The following is a 23922-nucleotide window of genomic DNA, read 5'->3' as shown; positions in this document are numbered from 1 at the left end:
TGGCAGAAATGGAAAAAAATCCAAAATTGGCAAGATTGATTACTCTATGGAAACCTAGACATTTTAGGGGCCAATTAATGTCTGTGGCAACAATGTGGCCGGATTGGGGTGTGCAGGCGCGGATTTGTGGCAGATCTCAGCCGTCGATTCGGGTTGCCATAATCGCAATGGATTGCTGATAGACCGTGGCCGCGTTCCATTGCTGAATTACAGCGAAATTGGGCTGCCCCGGCTGATAGCCACGCCCCGGTTTCCACCCTTTTTGGCGTAGAAAATTGGCGGTTGAGGCAAGCGCGTCTGTCATATTGTAGAAATCGACCTGGCCGTCACCGGTTGCATCGACCCCATAGGTCAACGCATTGCCCGGCAGGAATTGAGTGTGCCCCAATTCGCCATGTTTGGCCCCTTGGGTTGCTGTCGTAATACTGCCTTGATCGACTAATTTTAACGCACCGATGGCATGTGGAATAAAGAAGTCAGAACGGCGACAATCATAGGCCAGTGTTGTAATCGCGGAAACAACCTGACTGTCCCCCATGAAATTTCCGAAACCCGTTTCCATTCCGTGAATGGCGATAAGCACTCCGCTGGGGACGCCGTATTGGCGCTCCAGCGCGGCATAGAACTGTGGGTTGCGGGCCTTGCGCTTGCGTCCTTGTGACACGATCGCGTCGGCGCCGCGTACCCGCATGAATTTGTCCAACGAGTACTTAAAGCTTTTTTGATTGCGGTCCGCCGCGATTGTACGGGTGGCGTATTGGCTTTGCGCCAGCGCCTGCAATCCCTTCTTTTTGACGCCCGCGCGTTTAGCCTGTTTGGCAAAGTCCTTCTTCCAGACCTCAAACCCGCTGCTGGTATTGCCGCAAGGGGCGCTGGCCGCAATTGTGGGCAGAGCCAGCGTAAGGGTCAGTAAAATTGCAAATCGCTTCATGAAAAGAATCCCTAAATAAGCTAATTTCAACCGACCCCGCGATCCGAGTGGCACTTATAATGCACGCTGCAGATCCTCGGCCGTCAGGACGGGCTGAATTTCGATATTGGCGTTCAATGCGGCAAACAGGGGCTCGTTGATTTTCGGCATGCGGGCCTGATCGCTTTCCTCGAAAATGACAATGCCCATGCGTTTTCCGTGTTCCAGCGCAAAATAGGCGGCCTCGGCATTGACGTCTTTCACAAGCGCTTCAATGGCTTTTCCCAGCGATCCGTCCCGTTCTGCTTGATTGCCTTTTTCAACCGGTATTGTGAATTTCAACATCAACCGCATCGCGCCCTCCCAAAATCCTCTGATCAATACTTTGGGACGAGGCTCGGACGTTCGTGCGTGTCAGTCAAGATGTGTTGTCCTGAACGGCAAAAGGGCGCCCGGTAGGACGCCCTCAGCTTTTCTTAAGTTCAACCGCCGCTTAGCAGCTGTAGTACATGCCGTACTCAACCGGGTGCGGAGTATGCTCGTAGGTTTCGACCTCTTCCATCTTCAGTGCGATGTAGCCGTCGATCTGGTCTTTGGTGAACACGTCGCCTTGCAGCAGGAAGTCGTGATCCGATGCCAGAGCTTCCAGAGCTTCACGCAGGCTGCCGCAAACGGTCGGGATATCGGCCAGTTCCTCGGCGGGCAGATCGTACAGGTTCTTGTCCATGGCTTCACCCGGATCGATCTTGTTCTTGATGCCGTCCAGACCGGCCATCAGCAGTGCGGCAAACGCCAAATAAGGGTTCGCAGCCGGATCGGGAAAGCGGGCCTCGACGCGCTTGGCTTTCGGGCTTTCGGTCCACGGAATACGGACACAACCCGAACGGTTACGGGCCGAGTAGGCGCGCAGAACAGGAGCTTCGAAACCTGGGATCAGGCGCTTGTAGCTGTTGGTCGACGGGTTGGTGAAGGCGTTCAGGGTCTTGGCGTGCTTCAGAACACCACCGATGAACCACAGGGCTTCGTCCGACAGATCAGCATACTTGTCGCCGGCAAACAGCGGCTTGCCATCTTTCCAGATCGACATGTTCACGTGCATGCCGGTGCCGTTATCGCCTGCAATCGGTTTCGGCATAAACGTCGCCGATTTGCCGTATGCGTGCGCAACATTGTGGATGATGTACTTGTATTTCTGCAGCTCGTCGGCCTGTTTGGTCAGGCTGTCAAAGATCAGACCCAACTCGTGCTGGCACGAGGCAACCTCGTGGTGGTGTTTGTCGACCTTCATGCCCAGACGCTTCATGGTCGACAGCATTTCCGAACGCAGGTCCTGCGCTTCGTCAATCGGGTTGACCGGGAAGTAGCCCCCCTTGACGCCCGGACGATGGCCCATGTTGCCCATCTCGTACTCGGTGTCGGTGTTCCACGATGCGTCGGTCGCATCAACTTCGTACGATACTTTGTTGATAGTGTTCGAGAAACGAACATCGTCGAACAGGAAGAACTCAGCTTCGGGGCCCATATAGGCCACATCACCGATACCCGATGCCTTCAGGTATGCTTCGGCTTTCTGAGCGGTGCCGCGCGGGTCACGCTCATAAGCTTCGCCAGTGTCGGGCTCGACAACCGAGCAGTGTACGCAGATGGTTTTTTCAGCGTAGAACGGATCGACATAGGCGCTTTCGGTGTCGACCATCAGCTTCATGTCCGATGCTTCGATCGATTTCCAGCCCGCGATGGACGAACCGTCGAACATAAAGCCTTCTTCCAGGAAATCCTCGTCAACCTGATCGGCCATCAGGGTCACGTGCTGCAACTTGCCGCGCGGGTCGGTAAAGCGAACATCGACGTATTCGGCGCCTTCGTCCTTGATCAGCTGAAGAACTGCGTCCTTGCTCATACTCTTATTCCTCTATTGGGTGTTCGATTACAGGGCTTCCGAACCGGTCTCGCCGGTACGGATGCGAATGGCTTGTTCAACGGGCGAGACAAAGATCTTGCCGTCGCCGATCTTGTCGGTTTTTGCAGCAGAGACGATGGCCTCGATGGCGGCGTCAACCTGGTCATCGTCCAGAACGACCTCGATCTTCACCTTGGGCAGAAAGTCGACCACGTATTCAGCGCCGCGATAGAGCTCGGTGTGACCTTTCTGTCGGCCGAACCCTTTGACTTCGATCACGCTGAGGCCCTGGACACCTACGTCCTGCAGCGCCTCTTTCACTTCGTCCAGTTTGAACGGTTTGATGATCGCTTCGATCTTCTTCATCCCGGGCTCCTATAACTCTTGTCAGAAAGGCACTGATCACGTCTAAGATCAGTCGGCAATCTGATTGCGAAAATGGCCGGGCCCTTGTGGTGAGAAATTAAGCGGTGGGTGAAATTTTGATCGATTTGCACAAAAAGTAATCAGAATTGAATCGTCAGGGGAATTTGAGATGACGGAATTGCTGACAGCCGCGCAGATGCGGGCCATCGAACAGGCCGCGATTGAGTCTGGCGAGGTGACAGGGCTGGAGTTGATGGAGCGGGCCGGGCGCGGCGTTGTCGAGGCGATTTTCGAGGAGTGGCCAGAGCTGTCGAAGACCTCGGGGGGCGCTGTGGTTTTGTGCGGGCCGGGGAATAATGGTGGAGATGGGTTTGTCGTTGCCCGGCTGCTGAAAGAGTGGGGTTGGAAGGTCGAGGTCTTTCTCTACGGCGATCCCAAGAAGCTGCCGGCAGATGCGCGAGTGAATTATGATCGATGGTTGGAGTTTGGAGAGGTTGTACCTCTGACTGAACAGGACATGCGCAAGGGTGGTTTTGCCGATCTATACGTTGACGCACTGTTCGGTACGGGGCTGAAACGCGGTTTGGACGGTGAGTTGTTCAAGGTCGTTCGGCATCTTTCTGGTGTGAATGGGGACCACTACACCGACCGCATGATCAGCATCGACGCCCCGTCCGGATTGTGTCTGGACAGCGGGCGGGTGTTGCATCAAGAGGCTCCGAACCCATGGTCTAGCAAGTTGCTGGACAGTGTTCCTGCAGAGATACGGAGCAAGGCTGCCCAAGCGGGCGGCGCGTGTGCTTTGCGCGACCGTTTTGCGTGGCTGACTGTTTGTTTCGACAGCCCAAAGCCCGGGCATTTCCTGGCGCAAGGGCCGGATTTGTGTGGCAAGCTAGTTGTGAAAGACATCGGTATCTCCATTCAGCGTTGTCGCTTTAACGGTGAACCATATGACGATGCGTTCACATTAGGCCCAAAGCCTTTTCGCAGAGCGAACCGCCCTGCTTTTCTAACCCTTGCCGAAGCACCGGGCCGCGTGAAGGACGAGCGAACATGGGGTGGGTTGCCGCTCTATCGCTTGCCAAAATCCAAACAGCATCACAAGTTCACCCACGGCCACGCCCTCATTTTCTCGGGGGGTCCGGCTAAAACCGGCGCTGCGCGGCTGGCAGCGCGTGGGGCATTGCGCATTGGGGCGGGATTGGTGACGCTCGGGGTGCCTCCGGCGGCTCAGATGGAAGTCGCGGCGCAGGTGACGGCCATCATGTTGCAGCGGGTCGAGGGGCCGGATGGCCTGACTGGAGTGCTGCAGGACGAGCGATTGAACGCTTTGTGCCTTGGCCCTGGATTAGGGTTGGAGCGCGCGTGGGAATTGGTTTCAGCTACTCTAAACGCCAAGCGCGCTACAGTGTTGGATGCGGACGCGCTGACGGCTTTTGTGGATGATCCCGCAGCCTTGTTTGCGCAATTGCACGAAAGCTGTGTTTTGACGCCGCATGGTGGTGAATTTGCACGGCTGTTTCCGGATATCGCCGAAAAGCTGTCGGCGCCCGCAACCAAAGGCCCGGCATATTCCAAAGTGGATGCAACACGCGAGGCCGCCAAGCGGGCAGGGTGCGTGATCTTGTTCAAAGGGCCGGACACGGTGATCGCGGCGCCGAACGGACGGTGTTCGGTCAATGCAGCAGTCTACGACCGTGCGGCCCCTTGGTTGGCTACGGCCGGGTCCGGCGATGTTCTGGCTGGTTTTATCACCGGGCTGCTCGCGCGTGGGTTTGCCCCGATGCAGGCCGCTGAAACAGCGGCTTGGTTGCATGTGGAATGCGCGCGTGCGTTTGGCCCGGGGCTTATCGCTGAAGACTTGCCCGAGTTGCTTCCTGAAGTTTTCAAACAACTTAATATATGATTTTTAGGCGAGATTTGGCCGATCCACCCGATCTTCGGCAGCATTTGGCCGACGGGTTTGCGGTGTCATCAAATCGAGTGTTTGCCAGACGCATAGCCGGGCGTCAGAATTCGCTTGGAGGGGGTCTCCGGCTGCGGTCTTCCTGCAGATAATGCGTTGATTAAAATAGGAATTATTTCTGACTTTCCTGCTCTGAGTGGCGGACATGCAATACTTTGAAAGTATCGCAAGAGGCCTCTGGAGCCATGGCGGCATGCACGCGATTAATGAGCAACGAAAGCCGGAATTTTCAAGGTGAATGAAATGACCCAGAAACTAAAACTGTCCTCAATGGCTGCGATGTTGGTTGCGACAACGGCAATTCCCGCGGCAGCGGAACTGAAATACAACAACAACAGTGGCGGTTATGTTCTGTTGTACGGACAGCTCGATCCGGTGATAGTCTCGGTCGATGATGGCGAGGAAACGGAAACGCGCTTGCTGGACAATGACCTGTCCAACAGCCGCGTCGGCCTGCGGCTGATGCAGCCCTATGGCAGCAATGAATTCATGTTCCGTTTCGAAACCGGACTGGGTCTGCCGAGTACGGGAACGGCCAACCAGAATGGAACCAACAATGACGGGTGGTCACGGGAAGACATCCGACATGTCGATTTCTCGTTAAAAGGGGGATACGGCAAGTTCTCGGCCGGGCAGGGGAGCATGGCGTCGGACGGTGCGGCCGAGGTTGACCTGTCTTATGTTGGAACGGCTTTGTATTCCTTTACGAACGACGAAAACGGCGCGTTTTTCTATCGCGGCACGGACGGTGTACTAAGCGGTATCACCGTCGGTGACTCTGCCAGCAACTTTGATGGCGCTCGCCGTGGCCGGATCCGTTACGACACCCCCGACTTCAACGGTTTCTCAGCGGCAATTGCCTATGGCCAGAACATTCTGTCCAGCAGCGACGATGATGACTACTACGACATCGCGGTTTCTTACGGCAATACTTTCGCAAATGGCGTGGAGTTTGCCGCAAGCGTGGCCTATGCGGTGCGGGATTTCGACAATAGCTCGGGTGAACGCAAGGACACGATCGGGTCCGCTTCGGTTTTGCTGCCCAGCGGTTTCAGCTTTACGGCGGCTTTGGGTACGCGTGACGACACTGCCACCGGTGCCAGCGACCCGGACTATTGGTACACCAAACTGGCCTATGAAGGGGACTGGGTGTCCTGGGGGAAAACCGGTGTCGGGATCGACTATTTCGATGGTTCGGATTTCGAAAACGACGGGTCCAGCACAAAATCCTGGGGTGTCGCGGTCGTTCAGCGGATCGACAGCATCAACACTGATGCGTACCTGAAATATCGCAACCATGACTTCGACGACACGGTCGACTTTGACAAGAACGAAGCCTGGGTTCTGGGTGCGCTCTGGAAGTTCTGATCCCGACCTTCTTGGGAATAGGCGCCCCGGGTCAGTCCGGGGCGTTTTTTTTGTTCAAATCGGCGGTAAAATAAGGCTGATCCGGGCTTTGCCCCCTTGCACGCAGGCGGCTGGGCAAATAGAAGGCGTCAAATTTGCCCGGCGCGCCGTTTTGCGCGCCCCGAATCCTATGGGGACTACCATAATGCAGGTTACCGAGACGCTGAACGAAGGTCTGAAACGCGGCTACAACATCGTTGTGACCGCAGCCGAGCTGGACGACAAGGTTAACGAAAAACTGACCGAAGCACAGCCCGAAGTCGAGATGAAGGGCTTCCGCAAAGGCAAGGTGCCGATGGCCCTGCTGAAAAAGCAGTTTGGTCAGCGCCTGCTGGGCGAAGCGATGCAGGAAAGCATCGATGGTGCCATGAACAAGCACTTTGAAGACAGCGGTGAACGCCCTGCACTGCAGCCCGACGTCAAGATGACCAACGAAGATTGGAAAGAAGGCGACGACGTTCACGTCGAGATGTCTTATGAGGCGCTGCCGGAAATCCCCGAAGTTGATCTGAAATCGGTCGAGCTGGAAAAGCTGATTGTCAAAGCAGACGATGAGGCCGTCGAAGAAGCGCTGAAAAGCCTGGCAGAAACCGCGCAGGACTTCAAAGCGCGCCGCAAGGGGTCCAAAGCCAAAGACGGCGATCAGGTTGTGATCGACTTTGTTGGCAAAGTGGACGGCGAAGAATTCGAAGGTGGTTCGGCCGAAGACTACCCGCTGGTTCTGGGCTCGAACAGCTTCATCCCCGGCTTTGAAGAGCAGCTGGTCGGTGTGAAGGCCGAAGAAGAAAAAGACGTGAACGTCAGCTTCCCAGAAGAATACGGCGCCGAAAACCTGGCCGGTAAGGACGCTGTTTTCACCTGCACGGTGAAAGAAGTGAAAGAGCCGGTTGCTGCCGAGATTAACGACGAGCTGGCCACCAAGTTCGGTGCCGAAGATCTGGCTGGTCTGAAAGCTCAGATCGCTGAGCGTCTGGAGGCAGAGTATTCCGGTGCGTCGCGCGCGGTCATGAAGCGCGCGCTGTTGGACGCGCTGGACAAGATCGTTTCCTTCGACCTGCCGCCGTCGCTGGTTGAAGCCGAAGCCAAGCAGATCGCGCACCAGCTGTGGCACGAGGAAAACCCGGAAGTGGAAGGCCACGACCACGCCGAGATCGAGCCCACCGACGAGCACAACAAACTGGCCGAGCGCCGCGTGCGTCTGGGCCTGCTGCTGGCCGAGCTGGGTCAGAAGGCCGAGGTTGAAGTCACCGATGCCGAGATGACGCAGGCGATCATGAACCAGGCGCGTCAGTACCCGGGTCAGGAACGTCAGTTCTTTGAGTTCGTGCAGCAGAACGCTCAGATGCAGCAGCAGCTGCGCGCGCCGATCTTCGAAGACAAAGTCATCGACTACATCGTTGAACTAGCTCAGGTTGCCGACAAAGAAGTCAGCAAAGACGACCTGCAGAAAGCCGTAGAGGCACTGGAAGAGGAGTAATCCTCTTCCGCCCCCTGCCCACGGGGCACAAAAAAACGGAGCCGTCTGACAATCAGACGGCTCCGGTGGGTGGCTTTTGATCTTATGAGGTGAGGGGGTCAGGCCTCATGAGCAAAAGCACGGGGGGTACTCAGCAGAGCAGTCTTTTGCTCTGGCGTGAAACGATCTGACAGCGCTTCGATCAGTTTAAGCACGTCTTTGACTTCGTCTTTCGATTTTGCTGAATGCATCTGTTCGACGAAGTATTTCTCAAGCTCGGTCAGCGGTTGGTGATCGACATTAGCGGGTTTTTCGGCCTTGCCGAGCGCGAACAGACTCAGCGCCTGTTCTTCGGTCAGGAAGACGTCATGTTCGATTCCCGCATAGTCCCGAATGCCCGAAATTCGTTCATCCGAGCAATCCATCAACGCCGCCATCGCAACCACTTTGCCCATTGGTTTTGCACTACCGAGGTAATCATACGGGGCATTGCCCGACCGTTGCAGAACACGGTTCATAATTGGGTCAATCACAGCGATCGAGTCCAGTACGCCTGCGGTTTTGGCGTATTCGAACGAGCCGATCATGACCTCGCTGGTCACATAGGACACTGAATTTTTGCCGCGCCCTTGGCCCAGTCGTTTGGTGTCGACACAGAACCGGGTCGCTTCCCAGACCTGTGAACTGCGCAAGGGCGGTTCACCGTCCAGAATTGAATTGAAGACATCCGCAAGCATGTGTGGACCTGTGGTCTGCAACAGGCGCATACACCCAACGACTTCCCCCTCGTCGTTGATGCTGACCACGTGTGCAGGATTCAGGTCGTCGAACATATCGCGTTCACGGCCGTCTACTATGTTGACCTCCCAACCCAAACGATCGCCGAACACGCGGGCTCGTAGTTTGAACATTTCGTCCAGGACATCACTAAACATATGCTGGTTGATACCATCAATTACGATGATCATTTCCATCCCCCTACAGTCTGGTTACCGTGACTCGAGAGTTAACCATGTCGCGGGCGGAAACTATTGGGGGTTTCCCGTATTTTTTTCGATTTTTTGCTTATCCTGGGGCGATTAAGCCCAAACCTATCGCCCGGCCAATGGCCTGAGGCGTGGTTAACGCGCCCAGTTTTTCGCGGCCAGAGCGCATGTGAACCTCGACGGTTCGGTGGGAAATCGACAAAATATCACCAATATCTTGCTGCGATTTACCCTCAGCGACCCATTGAAGGATCTCTTTTTCGCGTGTCGAAAGGGCGGGCAGGTACAATGCTTTGGCCAGAACCCCGGACTGCATAACCGTATCATGCGCATGCACAGCGGCCATTTGCAGGTCGCCCATAACTTCTCTTTTGAGCGACTCCCATTCAGCATCTGAACAATCGCGGGTCACGCTTAGTATTCCGCATTCGCCGTAAGGGCCGCGGACAGGAACGGTTAAACCACGCGGGGTAATGCCGAAGTCATGTGCATCGCGGAAAACGGCATTAAATTTTTCGTCGTGATTGAAACGGCCCCAATCGACCGGTGCAATGCTGAGAACCGACTGGTATATTGTTGGATCGAAATGGTGGTATCCATGGCTGCCGTAATGGATTTTCCATTCGTCAGGGTAATTCGCATACCCCTGAACGTCACCTTTCACAGGATTTAAAGTGGCATAAGACGCATAGTCAAAGCCGAGTTCCTCGCAGACCGAGTTGATTATGTCTGCGGTCGACTTTTCCTGTTGGTCGAGCGCGGCCAAGTCTATGAGTTTCACCTGTCCAACCTTTTACATAGCGCTTTCCACCCCCCGAAAGCGCACAGTCTGTCCGTATTCAAGCCTACGTTGCGTCAACCGAGGTATTAAGCGCAAGGGAATTGTTCATATCGCGCAGGCATAATGCGTACTTAGAGCAACAGAACTGCGTGAAGCTGGGGTATTTGGGTGGAATTCCGCCGATTCTGACGCGAATTGGCATCGGATGTTTACGTTCTTTGTACAAGTTGAGCGGGAATTCATTCGGGTACAAGCCCAGTTTCAACCAGCATTCCGCGGGCTTTGGCTTCGGGCCAATACCCTTTGGCGTACAGGAAGACTGCCCTTTGCTGATCGCCATCCGAAAGCAACCAGGCCCCGCGCAGATACTTTCCGGCAAATTCCAGATTGGTATCGGCGTCCAGCAGCCCCTGTGCATTTCCGCTGTAGCCCATAGAGCGTGCCGTCGCGGGCAGGATTTGCAACAGTCCGTAATAAGGCCGGTTCACAGCCCACGGGCGATGAGTGCTTTCCCGGATCGCCAGTTTGTGTACAAGCTCGCGGGGGACTTCGTAGTGATCCGCCCACTTATTGATCAAGGCCCGCAATTCAGGCGTTTCGTTGGGATAGAGAGGGGGATCGAATGCGTCTTGCGACACCGTCTCCGGCCCTCCGCAAGCAGCGAAGGGGATCATCAGCATCATGGCCAGAGCGCTGCGGCGCAGGTAAGAGGTCATCTGTGTACTCCGAATTTCAGGGCGCGATGATAGGAAACGAGTGCCCATCTGCAAGCGTAGGTTTGAGATGTGGCTGAAATTTGCCCGTTTTGCGTGTGCATGCAAAAAGGCCGCACAAATTGGTGCGGCCTTTTCGAAATTCGATTGAACCAGATCAGGCTTTGGCTTCGTCTTCTTCAGCCGGAGCTTCTTCGGCAACCAGCTCTTCATCTTCCGAAGCAGCGGAACCGATGTCGTCGAAAAGTTCGGCGATTTCGAACTCAGCAGCGGCTTCTTCTTCAGCAGCCAGTTCCTGGATCGATTTGCCCGACGCCTGCAGTTCGGCTTCTTCTTCCGAACGGGCGACGTTCATCTTGATTTCAACTTCGACCTCAGGATGCAGTTTGACTGCGAGCGAGTGCAGACCCAGTTCCTTGATCGGTGCGATCAGGGCAATCTGTTTCTTGTCGACGGTGAAACCAGCCTCGGTTGCTGCGTCTGCGGCGTCACGCGGGGTGACCGAACCGTACAGAGCGCCGGCATCCGATGCCGAGCGAATCACGATGAACTGCTGACCGTCCAGCTTTTCAGCCAGTGCTTCAGCTTCTTTTTTGGTTTCCAGGTTACGGGCCTCAAGCTGCGCTTTCTGGGCTTCGAACGAGGCGACGTTTGCCTCGGACGCGCTCAGCGCTTTGCCTTGGGGCAGCAGGAAGTTGCGGGCGTAGCCGGGCTTGACGTCAACGACGTCGCCCATCTGACCCAGTTTCGCAACGCGTTCCAGAAGGATAACTTGCATGTCAGTCTCTCCTTACTTCACGGCGTAGGGCAGCAGGGCGAGGAAGCGGGCGCGCTTGATAGCACGGGCCAGTTCACGCTGCTTTTTCGCCGAAACGGCGGTGATGCGGGAAGGTACGATCTTGCCACGCTCAGAGATGTAGCGCTGCAGCAGACGGGTGTCTTTATAGTCGATCTTCGGCGCGTTGTCGCCCGAGAACGGGCAGACCTTGCGGCGGCGGAAAAATGGTTTTGCGGCCATGGTTTATGTCCTTTCGTCAGGCGTTGATCAACGGCGCTCGCGGCGGCCTTCGCGCTCGTCGCGCTTCTGCATCTGGACCGAAGGGCCCTCGGCATGCTCGTCGACCTTGATGGTCAGAACGCGCATAACATCATCATGCAGGCGCATCAGGCGCTCCATTTCCTGAACGGCGCCAGCGGGGGCGTCGGTCTTCAGGAAGGAATAGTGACCCTTGCGGTTTTTGTTGATCTTGTAGGCCATTGTCTTAACGCCCCAGTACTCGCTTTCGACGACGTTACCGCCGTTGTCCGCCAGAACGGTGCCGAAATGTTCGACAAGGCTTTCTGCCTGCGCGTTGGACAGGTCCTGACGCGCGATCATTACATGCTCATACAGCGGCATGTGTACTCCTGTTTCTATCAAGGCGCATTTCATAGGCGGGGCCATTTTCCTTCGCGACCCTGCCACGAGAGGCTGCGCGATTCATAAGATTTGCGAAGGATGGCCTCGTATACACGTTTGAGCGCGAGGGGCAAGCCCCGCCACAGACGCCTCGGCGGTGTCGTGCTATTAACATCCAATTAACATTGCGCTGCCCAATTCCTGACGCTTTTCGGCTCAAAGTTGTTTTTCATACCGGGGACTATCCGGAACTACCGGACCCAGAACGGCAACCTGAAAAACAGGGTGAGAGAGATGACCGCGATGAATACGAATGCATTCGAAGAGTCCGCAACCTCAGCGAACTATGAGAAATCTGTACCAGTTCTGATCGCCTTTGCGCCGAATTGGAAGGTTCGGATGGTACTGGCCCGCGTCCTGGGCGCCTTTCTGATCGTGATGGCGTTTTCCATGTGGTTGGTGGCCGGTTCAGCAATGGCCGCCGAAGTCTGGCCAATCAAGCTGGCCGCGTCACTTATGTTCCTACTGGTCGGGGTTAGCCTGCTGACGATTCAGTTGCTGGATGCCCGCCCGGACGCTTATTTTGATCCGATCCGCCGCGAGGTTCGGGTTCTGCAAAAGAACGAAAATGGCCGCCCGCAGACCGTTCTGCGCCGCAGCTATGACACCTTGGGTGGTGCCCGCTTTGCTGACGATCAGGTCGAATTGTACGATGTTGATGGCAGCCTGCTGATGAAACTGCCGCTGCAATCGGCGGATGTCGGTCGAGCGCTCAAGGGGCAACTCAGTGGAAGCGTAACAATCTTCGCGTGAAATTTATTCTGTTCATCTAGGAACAGAAACTGTTAGAGAATAATACTTGTGTGCTGCCCTTGGGCAGCACATTTTCGTTATCGAGCAACCCATTCGGGTTGCATCCATAATTTTTCGGAGATTGTTATGAAATCCACCCTTCTTGCTGCTGCACTGGCCGTTTCGGCAACTTCGGCGTTTGCCAGCGCCGAGAAATACGTTTTGGACCCCAGCCACAGCCAGGTCGTCTTCAGCTATAACCACCTGGGTTATTCCACCACGACCGGCATGTTCTCGGGCTTCGAAGGCGAGATCATGTTTGACCAAGAAGACCCTGCAGCATCCAGCGTTTCTGTTTCGATGCCCGTGATTGAAATGATCACCGGTTGGAAGCCACGCGAAGATCACTTCATGACCGAAGATTTCTTTGGCGCCGCCGAAGGTGACCTGGTCACCTTTACCTCGACCGGTATTGAAGTCACCGGTGAGAACACGGCCAACATCACCGGCGATCTGACCATGAACGGCGTGACCAAGTCGGTCGTTCTGGATGCCAAGTTGAACCAGGTGTCCGAACACCCAATGGCGAAAAAGCCGTGGGCGGGTTTTGACGCGACCACCACGCTGGTACGCAGCGATTTTGATCTGGGACAGTTTGCGCCTTTTGTCGGTGACGAAGTCGAAGTCCGGATCTCGGTCGAAGCAGTTAAGGCTGAATAAGTCGCACGCGATCTTCTGAACAAAACCGCCGAGGCACGTCGCCTCGGCGGTTTTTTGTTATTCGGCTCGTTGCGCGATCAGTTCCACAGAGACTGCAACCACAAAGGCCAGCGAGTCCTCGCCGGGCATGGATTTGCCAACATCAAAATCCAGCCGGTTCAATTCCAACGCCCCGGACATCGCGGCGGTGTTGTCCTGAAGATCAAGCATGAAAGGCAGCACCACATCCATAGTTTTGTCGCGGATGGTCAGCGGACCGCGGGCCTCGTACCCGGTGTCGGTCTTGTAGAGGTCGGCCTTGAACTGGGCGGTTGGGAATTGGGTGCTGTCAAAGAAATCGGCCCCCATGGCCTGACCCGTAACCGTTCCAAGGCTCAGCGAAGGGATCGCGATTGTGACGTCAACTGTACCGGCTAGGCCCGGCTCAGATGGGTCTTCAAAGGCAATTGCTGCGGTCCAATCGGCGAATGTGCCGGTCACCGGGCTGCCCAGTTGGGTGATGGTAATGGACAGTGTGCCTTCTTGCACCTGCCAGTCCGATTGCACCTCGGACAGTTCTGCGGTGTCGGTTGCGGCGGCGGAGTGATCCGAGAATACGCCCGTGGACCAACCACCCAACAGGACCGCACCCCAAATAGCCAGCGCAGCAACAGCGGGTAGGGCAGAGTGATGTTGGTCAGGGGGCTGAGGCGCGTCTGAACGGCCGGGCAGCATCCGGCGTAGAGTGCTGTCCTTGTCGACCACATGGTGCTTGAGGGCACCTGCGATATGCAGGATTAGTGAACCCGCCAGAACCAGAATGAACAGCCAGTGCAGGCCAGCCGTAACCTCTGCGACATATGGCGACTTGGGAATGAAGGGCAGATTTTGCCCAAAGGGCCACAGGATCGGGGCGAAACCTTCCGCTGCGGCATGGTGCAGCCAGCCAGTCAGGGGAACCAGAACCAGCGAGGCATAGAGCATCCAGTGAACGAGCTCGGCGGCGAAGGCTTCGGGTTTGTTGTCTGCGTTCAACAGGCCGGGCTTGGTCTGGGTCATCGCCCATAAGATGCGGGCCAGCGCGACAAAAAAGACGGTGACCCCGACTGTTTTATGGAGCGAGAACAACTGAACCGCCCGAACAAGGTCCTCTTCGGTGGTGGGGATGGACGGATCATAGATTGCGTGGGCCAGATTGTTGGCGAACCATCCCAGCGGCAGGGCGGTAAAGATCAGCAAGGCGGTCAACCAGTGAAAGGTCTTGGCCACACTGCCATAGCTGGAAAAGGTGTTGGTCGAGGGCATCAGTTGCTCCGTACTGGGGTGGCTGCGTTCAACCTAAAGCCATGGGATCAGGACGCAATAGCGAGCCACGCACAGCAAAAGTGCCAGATTGCAGAGGTCAGGCAGTGCTTGTGCCGCGCCCGCGCACGGTTTACACCCCGCCGCAACCTAACGTCATCCAAGAGGTCGCAATGACACGCGCATTCGTTTTTCCGGGGCAGGGTGCCCAAACTATCGGGATGGGCAAGGCTCTGGCCGAGGCTTATCCGGCTGCTCAGGCTGTGTTCGACGAGGTCGACGAGGCGCTGGGTGAAAAGCTGAGTAGCCTGATCTGGGAAGGTGATATAGCGGATCTGACGCTAACGCAGAACGCGCAGCCTGCGCTTATGGCGACGTCAATGGCGGTGATGCGCGCGCTGGATGCCGAAGGTGTTTCGGTTACTGACGCAGCATTTGTAGCCGGTCACTCGCTGGGTGAGTATTCCGCGCTGGCCGCTGCTGGAGCTTTGTCGGTTGCCGATACTGCCCGCCTGCTGCGCACCCGTGGTCAGGCCATGCAAAGCGCCGTGCCGGTAGGCGAAGGCGCAATGGCTGCCATTTTGGGCTTGGATTTGGACGCCGTCCGCGTCGTGGCCGAGGAAGCCGCGCAGGGCGAAGTCTGTCAGGCCGCAAATGACAATGATCCGACACAAGTCGTGGTTTCAGGCTCCAAAGCCGCCGTAGAGCGTGCTGCCGAGATCGCTAAGGAAAAAGGTGCCAAGCGCGCAGTGATGTTGCCGGTTAGCGCGCCGTTCCATTGCGCTCTGATGCAGCCTGCCGCAGACGTAATGGCAGAGGCGCTGTCAGAGGTTGAAATCAAGGCACCTGCTGTGCCGCTGGTGGCCAATGTGCGGGCCGAGGCGGTCTCGGACCCTAGCCTGATCCGTCAATTGCTGGTCGAGCAGATCACGGGTTCGGTTCGGTGGCGTGAAAGCGTGCAATACATGGCGGCGCAAGGCGTGACCGAGACATGGGAGATTGGCGCAGGTAAAGCGCTGTCAGGTATGGTCCGCAAGATTGATCGGGCCATTGCGGGCAAGGCCGTCAGTACGCCGGAAGACGTGCAAAAGGTCATTCAGGCTGAATCGTAAGTTGAAAACGTCGCAACGGACGCACCAAGAGGGAAACCGAATGTTTGATTTGACAGGTAAGAACGCGCTGATCACCGGCGCTTCGGGTGGTATCGGGGGCGATATCGCACGCGCACTGCATGGCGCGGGTGCCACTGTGGGGTTGTCTGGTACGCGGGTCGAACCGCTGCAAGCACTGGCGGATGAGCTGGGTGAGCGCGCGCATGTATTGCCTTGCAACCTAAGCGACCCCGAAGCAGTTGCAGCGCTGCCGAAGCAAGCCGCCGACGCGATGGGATCCGTGGACGTTCTGGTGAATAACGCGGGCATCACGCGGGACAATCTGTTTATGCGGATGTCGGATGACGAATGGCAAAGCGTGATTGACGTGAACCTGACTGCCACGGCAAAACTGTGCAAAGGTGTGTTGCGCGGCATGATGAAAGCGCGTTGGGGTCGGATCATCAACATCTCGTCCGTGGTCGGCGCGACCGGCAATCCGGGTCAGGTCAATTATGCCGCGTCCAAGGCCGGTATGGTCGGTATGACCAAGTCGCTGGCCTATGAGGTCGCAAGCCGCGGAATCACGGCAAACGCAGTGGCCCCGGGATTCATCACAACTGCGATGACGGATAAGCTGACCGACGACCAGAAATCGGGAATTCTGGGTCAGGTTCCAGCTGGTCGTATGGGCGAGCCGTCAGAAATTGCTGCGGCAGTTCTGTACCTTGCAAGCCCTGAAGCGGGATATATCACAGGAACAACCTTGCATGTGAACGGCGGTATGGCCATGTTGTGAGCGCACACCGGGGCAGGCGCGAAAGCGTTTGCGTCGGGCGTTGTCTGTGCTATAGGCGGCGCATGTATGCGGGGGTCGGCCAGTGGGTCGGCCTTCTACTTTCCCGGCAATCGGGAAACCAAACCGCCCGGACCGGGCAAAATCAAGCCAGCCTGAGCGGGCAAGGGCAGAACCGGGCGCTACGCCCTGAAATGGAATGAGGAATAGACATGAGCGACGTCGCAGATCGCGTTAAAAAGATCGTTGTTGAGCACCTGGGTGTTGAAGAAGACAAAGTGGCAGAAAACGCTTCCTTCATCGACGATCTGGGCGCAGACAGCCTGGACACTGTTGAGCTGGTCATGGCCTTTGAAGAAGAGTTCGGCATCGAAATCCCCGATGACGCAGCCGAGACCATCCAGACCTTTGGCGACGCCGTCAAATTCATCTCTGAAGCGTCCTAAGCGTTTCAAATCCTTAAAAGCGGCGCTTCCGGGCAACGGAGGCGCCGTTTTTTATGCCCGAAACAAATTCACTCTTGCTTGACGCTTTTCCGCTAAGCACTGTCTGAACAGAGGCAATTTTTTCCGAGCGGGCAGGGCATGATACGATCCACCCCGACGATAAACACGGCACGCTTGATGCTTTGCGCCATGCGTCCCGAAGATTTTAACCGGTTCGCCGAGATCTGGCGCAACCCGTGCATCGTGCGGCATATCGGTGGCAAACCAAGGTCGCGTGGTGAGGCGTGGGATTCATTCCTGCGCAATGCCGGGCACTGGCAGATGGCCGGGTTCGGACATTGGGCGGTTTTGCAGCAATCGAATCGCCAGATGATCGGTCAGGCTGGTTTTTTCTACGGCAACCGCTCGATGGGTGAAGATTTCGACAGTTACCCCGAAGCCGGATGGATTTTGGTACCCGAAGCGCAGGGGCAGGGTTTGGGCATAGAAGCGGCCCAAGCGGCGCATGATTGGTTCGACCGCATCATGCCTGGGCCTTTGGTTGCAATGGTAAATTCGGCCAATGCCGTCTCGCAGAAACTGGCTGAGAAGCTGGGATATGTGCCGATGCGTCAAGATAAGTACAACGGGTCTGAGGTTGTATTGCTGCGCCGGAATGGCCCTCCGAAACGCCATTAGTTATCAATCGCGGCAATGCCGCAAAATGTCCTCAGTTTGCCGAAACTGGTAAAATCCGGTGTCGGTCCAGTGTGTATGGTACACTGGATTGACATGCGATTGAGCGGAGGAGCGGGCTCATGAGGATTTACCCCACTATGGAACTGCAGAACGGCCGGTGCGTGACGCTGGACAAGGGCCGTCTGGACAATGCCATGATCTGGCACGTGGACCCGGTTGAAACAGCGCGCAGTTGGTCGGCCGCCGGGGCCGAATGGATGCAGCTGACGGATTTCGACGCGATCGAAGGCCGTGATACCAATGCCGAGCTGGTCGAGGAAATCATCCGCTCGGCTGAAATGCCGGTGCAATTGGCCGGTGGGATGCGCGCGCGCGAACATGTCGAACATTGGATCGACAAAGGGGCAGGGCGGGTCGTCATCGGTACCTTGGCTGCGCGCGACCCGATCTTGGTAAAGGAACTGGCCAAGTTTTACCCGGATCAGATCGTTCTGGCGGTTGATGTCTGGCAGGGCTTTGTCATGACCGAAGGTTGGCGCAGTCAAAGCGCCTTTACCCCCGAAGCCTTTATCGAAGCGTTCGCGGACACCCCGTTCGCGGGTATTGTGGTGACGGATATCGACAGTGACATGGAAGATGTCGAAGCGCAGTTGGGGCTGATCTCGGGTCTTGCGGAAAAGTCCCGTACCCCCGTTATCGCCAGCGGTGTGGTGCGCACGGCGGACGATATCTCGCGCTTGGCCTATATCCACAACATCTCGGGCGCGATTGTCGGGCGGGCGCTGTTCCGCAAATCTTTGAGCCTGGAAGATGCGCTGGAAGTTGCCAAAACCGCGCACGAGCCCGTGGCGCAGTTCCAGTAAAAGACAAGTCACCCGGAAATCGCCTTTTGCCCCGCGCGGGCAGAAGGCGGTTTTTCATTTCTGAACCCTTCCAACGGTGACAGGCGGATTTTCTTTCGGGTTTGGCGGGATGATGCCGGAAGGGATTGCGCCGTGGCTCTTGCCCCCGGCCCCCGCGCCGGGGTATGAGCGGTTCTCAAATAGGAAGCAGGCAAGAGGCATTTCATGCGCAGAGTCGTTGTAACCGGTCTGGGATTGGTCACTCCGTTGGCCAGTGGGGTCGAGGAAAGCTGGTCACGGCTGCTGGACGGAGAATCCGGCGCGGGCCCGATCACGCAGTTTGATGCTGAGGCGAGTGGGGTCACCACGACCTATGCCTGCGAAGTGCCTCGTGGCGATGGTACGAACGGGACGTTCAATCCCGACGATTGGATGCCACCGAAAGAACAGCGCAAGATCGAGGACTTTATCCTGTATTCCATCGCTGCGGCTGATATGGCCTGTCAGGATGCGAATTGGCTGCCTGAGAATGAAGAAGATCGCCTGCGCACTGGGGTGCTGATCGGCTCGGGTATCGGTGGGCTGGGTTCTATCGCGAACACGGCCAATCTGATCCGTGACAAGGGTCCGCGCCGCGTTTCGCCCTTCTTTATCCCCGGCGCGCTGATTAACTTGGCCTCGGGTCAGGTCTCGATCCGTCATGGGTTCAAAGGGCCGAACCATTCGGTTGTTACCGCCTGTTCGACCGGCGCACATGCCATTGGCGATGCCAGCCGTATCATCCGTGCCGGTGACGCGGATGTCATGGTTGCGGGTGGCGGCGAGGGTTGCATCTGTGAGATTGGCATTGCGGGCTTTAACGCGTGCAAGGCGCTGTCGACCAAGTATGCCGACGACCCTAAGAAAGCCAGCCGCCCTTATGACGTCGACCGCGACGGGTTCGTAATGGGTGAAGGCGCAGGCATTGTCGTGCTGGAAGAATACGAACATGCCAAGGCGCGCGGTGCGAAGATTTACGCCGAGGTTCTGGGCTATGGCATGTCCGGTGACGCCTATCACATCACCGCACCGTCCGAGGACGGCGACGGGGCAGAGCGTTCCATGAAAGCCGCCCTGCGCAGTGCCGGGCTAGAGCCAAAGGATCTGGATTATATCAACGCGCATGGGACTTCGACCATGGCGGATACGATCGAACTGGGCGCGGTGGAACGTCTGTTGGGCGATCATGCGGGCAACGCAACCATGTCTTCGACCAAATCGGCCACGGGTCACTTGCTGGGCGCGGCTGGCGCGATCGAGGCGATCTTCTCGATCCTGGCAATCCGCGATCAGGTGGCTCCGCCGACGATCAACCTGGACAACCCGGCGGTTGAGACACCGATTGACCTGGCGCCGAAAGCCAAACGCGAGCGTGAGATCAACGTGGCCTTGTCGAATTCATTCGGGTTTGGCGGCACCAATGCCAGCGTGATCTTCGGAAAGGCCAGCTAAATGTGGCGGGCTTTGGCATCAAACGCGCTGACCATCCTGGTGGTCGGCCTGTTTCTGATCGGCGGTCTGATCCTTTGGGGGCAATCGCAGTACAAGGCCGAAGGCCCGCTGGAAACCGCCATGTGCCTACAGGTGAAAAGCGGCTCGAACATGACTCGCGTCAGCCAGCAGCTTGCAGATGAGGGTGCCATAAGCAGCGCCATGATCTTCCGGATGGGTGCGGATTACACTGACAAGGCGCAGCAGCTGAAAGCGGGCAGTTTTCTGGTTCGCGAAGGCGCATCGATGGCGCAGATCATCGACGATATCACCAGCAGCGGTGCCAGCACCTGTGGATCCGAGATTGAATATCGCGTTGGTGTCACACGGGTACAGACCCGCGTGCGAGAGCTGAACCCGGCCACCTTGGAGTTTGTCGAAATTGCGAGTTTCGAGGCTGGTGAAGAGGAAGCCCCTGCTGAATACGTTGAAAAACGTCAGGACTCCGATACGCGGTATCGTGTTTCGGTGGCTGAGGGCGTGACCTCTTGGCAGGTGGTCGAGGCGCTTAAGGGCATTGACGCCCTGACCGGTGAGGTGTCCGAAATTCCGGCCGAGGGCATGTTGGCGCCCGACAGCTATGAGCTGGCCCCAGGTGATGACCGGGCCGCTGTGTTACAGGACATGCAGGCGAAGCAACAGTTGCGGATCAACGCGGTTTGGGAAAGCCGGCAGAACGATTTGCCGATTAGCAGCCCAGAGGAGATGTTGATCCTTGCCTCGATTATCGAGAAAGAGACCGGCGTTCCACATGAGCGCGGCCAAGTGGCCAGTGTGTTCGTGAACAGACTTGAAAAAGGCATGAAGCTGCAGACAGACCCGACAGTGATCTATGGTGTCACCAAGGGACAAGGTGTGCTAGGCCGTGGCTTGCGCCGCAGTGAGTTACGCCGTGCAACCCCTTGGAATACTTATGTGATTGACGGTTTGCCGCCCACACCGATCGCCAATCCCGGCCTTGCAAGCCTTGAGGCCGCGGTGGCCCCAGACAGCACAGACTATGTGTTCTTTGTTGCAGACGGAACTGGCGGGCACGCGTTTGCGGAAACTCTGGATGAGCACAACCGCAACGTCGCCAAATGGCGAGAAATAGAAGCTGAGAGAAACAGCTCGAGCAACTAAGAAAAGGGCCGCGTCGAAAAACGCGGCCCTTTCTTTTTCTTATGCAGCGGGACGTCTGCGGGGGCGGCGACGTTTTGACGACGCAGGTTTCGACGTCGAATTCGCTCCGTGCGGTTTGCGCCCCCGGAACCCACCACGATTGCGCGGTTTTTTGGGCTCGGCGTATTCAGGCATGGTACCGCTGGCGACCGGAATTTCGATCTTCATCAGCTTTTGAATCTGCAGCAGCTGGTCCAGCTCATCGGGCGCGCAGAAGGCAATGGCTTCGCCTTCACGACCGGCACGGGCCGTGCGGCCAATGCGATGGACATAATTGTCTGGCACCTCTGGCAGGTCATAGTTGATCACATAGGCAACGCCGGGAATGTCGATGCCACGTGCCGCCACGTCGGTGGCGACCAGCACGTTGATCTCACCGGCGCGGAACGCCTTGATTGCGCGATCGCGCTGTCCTTGGCTTTTGTTTCCGTGGATCGATGCCGCGTTGAAGCCATCGGCCACAAGACCTTTCATCAGCTTTTCAGCACCGTGTTTGGTGCGGGAAAAGACCAACGTCAGGGCGTCCATGTCAGCGGACAGAATTTCGCGCAGTTTTTGCGGCTTTTCTCCTCGGCTGAGGAAATGCACAGACTGCGTAATCTTGTCTGCCGCCCTACCCGGAGGTGAAACCTGTACCCGCTGCGGGTTGGTCAGGTAGGATTGGCTGAGTTCCTCCATCTGCTTTGGCATGGTGGCGGAGAACAACATGGTTTGACGCGGTGTGCCCAGTGCAGGTGCAATTTTACGCAGGGCGTGAATAAAGCCCATATCCAACATCTGGTCAGCTTCATCCAACACCAGATGACGCACTGAACTGAGGTCAACGGCACCGCGTTCCATCAGGTCGATCAGGCGGCCCGGAGTGGCAACCAGAATATCAGTGCCTCGCGACAGGAACGAGATCTGTTTGCCAATGGATTGTCCGCCAACCACAGTGGCCACGCGCAGTTTCGTCTTTTGCGTCAGATTGCGCAGGCTTTCCGCGATCTGGTTCACCAGTTCGCGGGTGGGTGCGAGGATCAAAGCCTTCACCGTTTTCGGCGCAGGTTTGCCCGGTTGCGCCAGCAGATGATCAATCAGAGGCAAGCCAAAGGCCAAGGTCTTGCCGGTGCCGGTCTGGGCCAGCCCAAGAATATCATGCCCGTTCAGCGCCAGCGGAATGGCCTGGTTTTGTATCGGCGTAGGTTGGGTGAAATTGGCGCGTTTCAGCGCGTCGTTCAGGGCGGGCGCGAGGCCCAGCATGTCAAAGTCGAACAAATAACTATCCTTTGCAGCCCTCGGTATTAACCCAAAGGCAAGTCGTCACGGGCCGCATCTGCGACCGGCAGGGGTTGTACGAGACCTCGGGAAATGCAGGCGGCTCCTGCACCATCCGGTCGTCGCATCAAGAACCCTGCGTGATGGGGAACTATGGTGGATCGGGCGCTGTGGGGCCGTTGAGGGCCCGAATGCTCACGCGGCAGCGCTGTTTCATGGGCACATGCGGGTTGAGAGGTCGAATGTCAAGCTATCGGGTAGGGTTTTCTATGTCTTGTACGACGGTGTTGCTTGATTACTGACCCAACCCGACGGCCTGATGGATGGCAAAACCGGTTTTGACCGCGCGATAGGTCGGGAAGGGCATCCGCCCCGAGGTCTCAATATCGCGCTGGATCCAGTCGTGATCCTCTAACTGATGCAATGAGGCGGATAAGGCACGATCGGTGATGGTGATCAGATCCGACCTGATCGCCGAAAAGCGATGCGGGGTGCCGGTTAGGGCCAGGATGGGAACGGTCCACGATTTTCGGAGAAGCTTGTGCGTGACGTCATCCGGGGCAACCTGAATGATCGCGCTGGCGATACGCGCGGCTTGGGTGCCTGCGGGGGTGAGGCGAAACTCGGGGCGTAGGGGATGGCCATGGCCGGGGTTACGCTCGAGCAGTTCGAGTTGGACGAGGTGATCGAGACTGGCCGCGAAGGCCGTTCGACTGGCGCTGGTTGCGGCGAGTAAAGGGGCTTGTCGCCCAGAAACACCGGAATGCATCAGCGCCAGAATGTTCAGTGACCATGCGCGGGAGGTGAGCTTGACAAGTAGAGTTATGTCCATAAAGTATAGTAACTATATTTAAATATAAAGGAAAGTTCAATGCCGCATGTTTCGTTAAAAAACACGATCACGTTTGCGATTTCAGTCAGGGATCGTCACGCCAGTGCGGATTGGTATCGTGACATGCTTGGGTTCGAACTTGCCCATCACATCGATGAAGCCGGGTGGAGCGAAATGCGCACCAATGTGGACGGAGTGACATTGGGTCTGGGAGAACAGGCCGAGCCGTCACCGGGTAATTGCGTTCCGGTCTATGAAGTTGGTGATATTGCCACGGCGCGTGGTGCGCTGGAAGCTGCCGGGGTGGCGTTTGATGGCCCGACGGAAACGATCGAGGGGATGGTCAGCACGGCCACATTCTATGATCCGGATCGCAATGCGATGATGCTGGCGCAAGATTTGACGGGCGGTTAATCTTAACACAGCGTACGATTGTTGTTGCGTTCGATGTTGCGTAACATATTGACTTTGCGTGCTTAATCCCGTAGAAGTTATGTCATGCTAGAAGAAGTGGGCGACGGCCCCGGGGCGACCCGGTGGCCGTTTTTCGTTTCTCTCGTGCGGAGAAAACTCACGCATGAGGTCACAGGCAAACATGACTTTGATTACCCC

Annotated in this window: 26 protein-coding genes; 13 read left to right on the top strand and 13 right to left on the bottom strand. The window is 56.8% G+C overall.

Annotated features, from left to right (window positions below):
• Positions 1 to 136: 136 nt before the first annotated feature.
• From ACR0JB_RS07280 to ACR0JB_RS07265, 4 genes are all read right to left on the bottom strand, one after another.
• Positions 137 to 931, bottom strand: a complete 795-nt coding sequence (locus ACR0JB_RS07280; protein ID WP_170396233.1) for a lytic murein transglycosylase — start codon at positions 929 to 931, stop codon at positions 137 to 139.
• 54 nt (positions 932 to 985) lie between these two features.
• Positions 986 to 1264, bottom strand: a complete 279-nt coding sequence (locus tag ACR0JB_RS07275; protein ID WP_170349086.1) for a hypothetical protein — start codon at positions 1262 to 1264, stop codon at positions 986 to 988.
• 139 nt (positions 1265 to 1403) lie between these two features.
• A complete protein-coding gene (glnA, locus tag ACR0JB_RS07270) occupies positions 1404 to 2810 on the bottom strand; it encodes a type I glutamate--ammonia ligase (protein ID WP_170410281.1) in 1407 nt (468 codons plus the stop codon).
• 27 nt (positions 2811 to 2837) lie between these two features.
• A complete protein-coding gene (locus ACR0JB_RS07265) occupies positions 2838 to 3176 on the bottom strand; it encodes a P-II family nitrogen regulator (RefSeq protein ID WP_058280621.1) in 339 nt (112 codons plus the stop codon).
• Between the two features lie 169 nt (positions 3177 to 3345).
• Between ACR0JB_RS07265 and ACR0JB_RS07260 the strand changes: the two genes are divergently transcribed.
• The 3 genes from ACR0JB_RS07260 to tig all read left to right on the top strand — a co-directional run bounded on the left by ACR0JB_RS07260 (position 3346) and on the right by tig (position 8026).
• On the top strand, positions 3346 to 5082 hold the full coding sequence (locus tag ACR0JB_RS07260; protein WP_170577639.1) for an NAD(P)H-hydrate dehydratase: 1737 nt from the start codon (positions 3346 to 3348) through the stop codon (positions 5080 to 5082).
• A 303-nt stretch (positions 5083 to 5385) separates the two neighbouring features.
• Entirely contained in the window at positions 5386 to 6510 is a 1125-nt protein-coding gene (locus tag ACR0JB_RS07255) for a porin (RefSeq protein ID WP_170375824.1), read from the top strand.
• A gap of 184 nt (positions 6511 to 6694) precedes the next feature.
• Entirely contained in the window at positions 6695 to 8026 is a 1332-nt protein-coding gene (tig, locus tag ACR0JB_RS07250; protein ID WP_170359017.1) for a trigger factor, read from the top strand.
• A gap of 98 nt (positions 8027 to 8124) precedes the next feature.
• On the opposite strand, the gene ACR0JB_RS07245 is transcribed toward tig, so the two are convergent.
• The 6 genes from ACR0JB_RS07245 to rpsF form a co-directional block, all read right to left on the bottom strand.
• Positions 8125 to 8973, bottom strand: coding sequence for an acyl-homoserine-lactone synthase (locus tag ACR0JB_RS07245; RefSeq protein WP_170349081.1), 849 nt, complete (start codon positions 8971 to 8973; stop codon positions 8125 to 8127).
• 97 nt (positions 8974 to 9070) lie between these two features.
• Positions 9071 to 9772 carry a helix-turn-helix transcriptional regulator gene (locus ACR0JB_RS07240; RefSeq protein WP_170349080.1) on the bottom strand — a complete coding sequence of 234 codons (702 nt, stop codon included), beginning with the start codon at positions 9770 to 9772 and terminating at the stop codon, positions 9071 to 9073.
• 239 nt (positions 9773 to 10011) lie between these two features.
• Complete coding sequence (locus ACR0JB_RS07235; protein ID WP_170396481.1) at positions 10012 to 10452, bottom strand: lytic transglycosylase domain-containing protein; 441 nt, start codon at positions 10450 to 10452, stop codon at positions 10012 to 10014.
• 190 nt (positions 10453 to 10642) lie between these two features.
• Positions 10643 to 11263: a 50S ribosomal protein L9 gene (gene rplI / locus ACR0JB_RS07230; protein WP_170349079.1), complete on the bottom strand. Its 621-nt coding sequence runs from the start codon at positions 11261 to 11263 to the stop codon at positions 10643 to 10645.
• A 12-nt stretch (positions 11264 to 11275) separates the two neighbouring features.
• Positions 11276 to 11503 carry a 30S ribosomal protein S18 gene (gene rpsR, locus ACR0JB_RS07225; protein WP_005982441.1) on the bottom strand — a complete coding sequence of 76 codons (228 nt, stop codon included), beginning with the start codon at positions 11501 to 11503 and terminating at the stop codon, positions 11276 to 11278.
• A 27-nt stretch (positions 11504 to 11530) separates the two neighbouring features.
• Positions 11531 to 11884: a 30S ribosomal protein S6 gene (gene rpsF, locus ACR0JB_RS07220; protein ID WP_170349078.1), complete on the bottom strand. Its 354-nt coding sequence runs from the start codon at positions 11882 to 11884 to the stop codon at positions 11531 to 11533.
• A gap of 294 nt (positions 11885 to 12178) precedes the next feature.
• On the opposite strand from rpsF, the gene ACR0JB_RS07215 reads away from it, so the two are divergent.
• Both ACR0JB_RS07215 and ACR0JB_RS07210 read left to right on the top strand, forming a co-directional pair.
• A complete protein-coding gene (locus tag ACR0JB_RS07215) occupies positions 12179 to 12697 on the top strand; it encodes a hypothetical protein (protein ID WP_170577641.1) in 519 nt (172 codons plus the stop codon).
• Between the two features lie 126 nt (positions 12698 to 12823).
• Positions 12824 to 13396, top strand: coding sequence for a YceI family protein (locus ACR0JB_RS07210; protein ID WP_170349076.1), 573 nt, complete (start codon positions 12824 to 12826; stop codon positions 13394 to 13396).
• 57 nt (positions 13397 to 13453) lie between these two features.
• On the opposite strand, the gene ACR0JB_RS07205 is transcribed toward ACR0JB_RS07210, so the two are convergent.
• Positions 13454 to 14680: a cytochrome b/b6 domain-containing protein gene (locus ACR0JB_RS07205; protein WP_170396224.1), complete on the bottom strand. Its 1227-nt coding sequence runs from the start codon at positions 14678 to 14680 to the stop codon at positions 13454 to 13456.
• 170 nt (positions 14681 to 14850) lie between these two features.
• Between ACR0JB_RS07205 and fabD the strand changes: the two genes are divergently transcribed.
• The 7 genes from fabD to mltG all read left to right on the top strand — a co-directional run bounded on the left by fabD (position 14851) and on the right by mltG (position 21182).
• Positions 14851 to 15789 carry an ACP S-malonyltransferase gene (fabD, locus tag ACR0JB_RS07200; protein WP_170349074.1) on the top strand — a complete coding sequence of 313 codons (939 nt, stop codon included), beginning with the start codon at positions 14851 to 14853 and terminating at the stop codon, positions 15787 to 15789.
• 40 nt (positions 15790 to 15829) lie between these two features.
• Positions 15830 to 16567, top strand: coding sequence for a 3-oxoacyl-[acyl-carrier-protein] reductase (gene fabG, locus ACR0JB_RS07195; protein ID WP_170359008.1), 738 nt, complete (start codon positions 15830 to 15832; stop codon positions 16565 to 16567).
• 209 nt (positions 16568 to 16776) lie between these two features.
• On the top strand, positions 16777 to 17010 hold the full coding sequence (locus ACR0JB_RS07190; protein ID WP_008756330.1) for an acyl carrier protein: 234 nt from the start codon (positions 16777 to 16779) through the stop codon (positions 17008 to 17010).
• A 138-nt stretch (positions 17011 to 17148) separates the two neighbouring features.
• The gene (locus ACR0JB_RS07185; protein ID WP_170396222.1) at positions 17149 to 17688 is read left to right on the top strand and encodes a GNAT family N-acetyltransferase; all 540 of its coding nucleotides are present in this window, start codon (positions 17149 to 17151) and stop codon (positions 17686 to 17688) included.
• A gap of 119 nt (positions 17689 to 17807) precedes the next feature.
• On the top strand, positions 17808 to 18551 hold the full coding sequence (locus ACR0JB_RS07180) for a 1-(5-phosphoribosyl)-5-[(5-phosphoribosylamino)methylideneamino]imidazole-4-carboxamide isomerase (protein ID WP_170349071.1): 744 nt from the start codon (positions 17808 to 17810) through the stop codon (positions 18549 to 18551).
• 204 nt (positions 18552 to 18755) lie between these two features.
• The gene (gene fabF / locus ACR0JB_RS07175; protein WP_170396220.1) at positions 18756 to 20021 is read left to right on the top strand and encodes a beta-ketoacyl-ACP synthase II; all 1266 of its coding nucleotides are present in this window, start codon (positions 18756 to 18758) and stop codon (positions 20019 to 20021) included.
• Complete coding sequence (gene mltG, locus ACR0JB_RS07170; protein WP_480789778.1) at positions 20022 to 21182, top strand: endolytic transglycosylase MltG; 1161 nt, start codon at positions 20022 to 20024, stop codon at positions 21180 to 21182. It abuts the gene before it with no gap.
• A 39-nt stretch (positions 21183 to 21221) separates the two neighbouring features.
• Here the strand turns inward: mltG and ACR0JB_RS07165 are convergent, their stop codons facing one another.
• Both ACR0JB_RS07165 and ACR0JB_RS07160 read right to left on the bottom strand, forming a co-directional pair.
• Positions 21222 to 22478 carry a DEAD/DEAH box helicase gene (locus ACR0JB_RS07165; protein ID WP_480789777.1) on the bottom strand — a complete coding sequence of 419 codons (1257 nt, stop codon included), beginning with the start codon at positions 22476 to 22478 and terminating at the stop codon, positions 21222 to 21224.
• Positions 22479 to 22773: 295 nt separating this feature from the next.
• The gene (locus ACR0JB_RS07160; RefSeq protein WP_170505525.1) at positions 22774 to 23310 is read right to left on the bottom strand and encodes a winged helix-turn-helix transcriptional regulator; all 537 of its coding nucleotides are present in this window, start codon (positions 23308 to 23310) and stop codon (positions 22774 to 22776) included.
• Between the two features lie 39 nt (positions 23311 to 23349).
• On the opposite strand from ACR0JB_RS07160, the gene ACR0JB_RS07155 reads away from it, so the two are divergent.
• Positions 23350 to 23724, top strand: a complete 375-nt coding sequence (locus tag ACR0JB_RS07155) for a VOC family protein (protein ID WP_170349066.1) — start codon at positions 23350 to 23352, stop codon at positions 23722 to 23724.
• Positions 23725 to 23922 lie beyond the last annotated feature (198 nt).

It is taken from the genome of Ruegeria sp. BI7 (assembly GCF_056537925.1).
This window is presented reverse-complemented; position numbering and strand designations above follow the sequence as displayed.

Bases quoted from the DNA above. Each gene is read 5' to 3' on its own strand.
- ACR0JB_RS07210 (WP_170349076.1), top strand. From the start codon at position 12,824: ATGAAATCCACCCTTCTTGCTGCTGCACTGGCCGTTTCGGCAACTTCG.
- ACR0JB_RS07180 (WP_170349071.1), top strand. From the start codon at position 17,808: ATGAGGATTTACCCCACTATGGAACTGCAGAACGGCCGGTGCGTGACG.
- tig (WP_170359017.1), top strand. From the start codon at position 6,695: ATGCAGGTTACCGAGACGCTGAACGAAGGTCTGAAACGCGGCTACAAC.
- rpsR (WP_005982441.1), bottom strand. From the start codon at position 11,503: ATGGCCGCAAAACCATTTTTCCGCCGCCGCAAGGTCTGCCCGTTCTCG.
- ACR0JB_RS07265 (WP_058280621.1), bottom strand. From the start codon at position 3,176: ATGAAGAAGATCGAAGCGATCATCAAACCGTTCAAACTGGACGAAGTG.
- mltG (WP_480789778.1), top strand. From the start codon at position 20,022: ATGTGGCGGGCTTTGGCATCAAACGCGCTGACCATCCTGGTGGTCGGC.
- ACR0JB_RS07245 (WP_170349081.1), bottom strand. From the start codon at position 8,973: ATGATCATCGTAATTGATGGTATCAACCAGCATATGTTTAGTGATGTC.
- rplI (WP_170349079.1), bottom strand. From the start codon at position 11,263: ATGCAAGTTATCCTTCTGGAACGCGTTGCGAAACTGGGTCAGATGGGC.
- fabD (WP_170349074.1), top strand. From the start codon at position 14,851: ATGACACGCGCATTCGTTTTTCCGGGGCAGGGTGCCCAAACTATCGGG.
- ACR0JB_RS07215 (WP_170577641.1), top strand. From the start codon at position 12,179: ATGACCGCGATGAATACGAATGCATTCGAAGAGTCCGCAACCTCAGCG.
- fabG (WP_170359008.1), top strand. From the start codon at position 15,830: ATGTTTGATTTGACAGGTAAGAACGCGCTGATCACCGGCGCTTCGGGT.
- ACR0JB_RS07185 (WP_170396222.1), top strand. From the start codon at position 17,149: ATGATACGATCCACCCCGACGATAAACACGGCACGCTTGATGCTTTGC.
- ACR0JB_RS07205 (WP_170396224.1), bottom strand. From the start codon at position 14,680: ATGCCCTCGACCAACACCTTTTCCAGCTATGGCAGTGTGGCCAAGACC.
- ACR0JB_RS07255 (WP_170375824.1), top strand. From the start codon at position 5,386: ATGACCCAGAAACTAAAACTGTCCTCAATGGCTGCGATGTTGGTTGCG.
- glnA (WP_170410281.1), bottom strand. From the start codon at position 2,810: ATGAGCAAGGACGCAGTTCTTCAGCTGATCAAGGACGAAGGCGCCGAA.
- ACR0JB_RS07260 (WP_170577639.1), top strand. From the start codon at position 3,346: ATGACGGAATTGCTGACAGCCGCGCAGATGCGGGCCATCGAACAGGCC.
- fabF (WP_170396220.1), top strand. From the start codon at position 18,756: ATGCGCAGAGTCGTTGTAACCGGTCTGGGATTGGTCACTCCGTTGGCC.
- ACR0JB_RS07190 (WP_008756330.1), top strand. From the start codon at position 16,777: ATGAGCGACGTCGCAGATCGCGTTAAAAAGATCGTTGTTGAGCACCTG.
- ACR0JB_RS07155 (WP_170349066.1), top strand. From the start codon at position 23,350: ATGCCGCATGTTTCGTTAAAAAACACGATCACGTTTGCGATTTCAGTC.
- ACR0JB_RS07280 (WP_170396233.1), bottom strand. From the start codon at position 931: ATGAAGCGATTTGCAATTTTACTGACCCTTACGCTGGCTCTGCCCACA.
- ACR0JB_RS07235 (WP_170396481.1), bottom strand. From the start codon at position 10,452: ATGCTGATGATCCCCTTCGCTGCTTGCGGAGGGCCGGAGACGGTGTCG.
- rpsF (WP_170349078.1), bottom strand. From the start codon at position 11,884: ATGCCGCTGTATGAGCATGTAATGATCGCGCGTCAGGACCTGTCCAAC.
- ACR0JB_RS07160 (WP_170505525.1), bottom strand. From the start codon at position 23,310: ATGGACATAACTCTACTTGTCAAGCTCACCTCCCGCGCATGGTCACTG.
- ACR0JB_RS07275 (WP_170349086.1), bottom strand. From the start codon at position 1,264: ATGCGGTTGATGTTGAAATTCACAATACCGGTTGAAAAAGGCAATCAA.